Source organism: Rhizobacter sp. P2_H2, assembly GCF_056403375.1.
In genome coordinates this window covers 1-806 of the sequence record NZ_JBFUFP010001630.1, presented here as the reverse complement: position 1 = coordinate 806, position 806 = coordinate 1, and the positions used below count along the sequence as shown (strand labels likewise).

The following is an 806-nucleotide window of genomic DNA, read 5'->3' as shown; positions in this document are numbered from 1 at the left end:
AGCGAAGGAAATGGCCGCTCCTAGTGCAAACATCCCGAGCCATGCGCCTGGGGACGGCACCATTTTGGCCTCAGCCGCCATATGCCTCCAGAAGTACGCAGCGCACGCGGTGGCCGCGGCCGCAACCGCGACAAAAGGGATGATCTGTAGGTTTTCAGGGGCGAGCCAAATAAAAAGTGCAGCCACCTCCAACCAGAGGAAGACGAAGCTCACGCACGCCGCGGTGACTTCAGCAGTCCTCGTGCTCATGTCGATAGGGGCATAGCGGCCATGCCTTCAGAACCTCCAAGCTCACCGGCGCTCGCGAAGCCCAGATCACCAGCCTGTACGAGTCCTCTCCGTCGAGCCCATTCTCGCTGAGGGAGTTCAGCCCCGAAAACAGTGCGAGAACCGTGTATGTGCCGGGCGGCACCGCTCGGGAGTAGACCTCGCCACCCGTGCATTCATGGACCTGCAAGTTTCCCGTCGGCAAGTCCAGGGAGCACCGAATCACGTGATCGTATCCAGCGAGGTCAATCGTCGGAGCGGAGTCGAAAACCTCCAGCGTCACGGGTACGGTGGTGTTTCTAAGCGGGCAGATGACCAAGACGTTCGCGGCAGCCTTCGCCCTTCGTTCCACATCGACATCCGTCCAGTCGGTCGGCGCATCGGGGAAGATGCCACCGTCCTGAACATAGAACTGGTTGTAGTCGGCGAAAACGTCGAGCACGACAGTTTGTCGAGCATTCATGCGTTATCGGCCTCCGTCCGAGAAGGGCCCTATTGGCATCGACACTCGCTCGKCCCTTTGCCTCGCATGCCAGCCG

Annotated in this window: 2 protein-coding genes; both read right to left on the bottom strand. The window is 60.5% G+C overall.

Annotated elements, in window-relative coordinates:
* On the bottom strand, positions 1–213 hold a 213-nt coding region (locus AC1D15_RS35225; protein WP_477829737.1), incomplete at its 3' end, for a hypothetical protein.
* Between the two features lie 16 nt (positions 214–229).
* On the bottom strand, positions 230–709 hold the full coding sequence (locus tag AC1D15_RS35220) for a hypothetical protein (protein ID WP_477829736.1): 480 nt from the start codon (positions 707–709) through the stop codon (positions 230–232).
* Positions 710–806 lie beyond the last annotated feature (97 nt).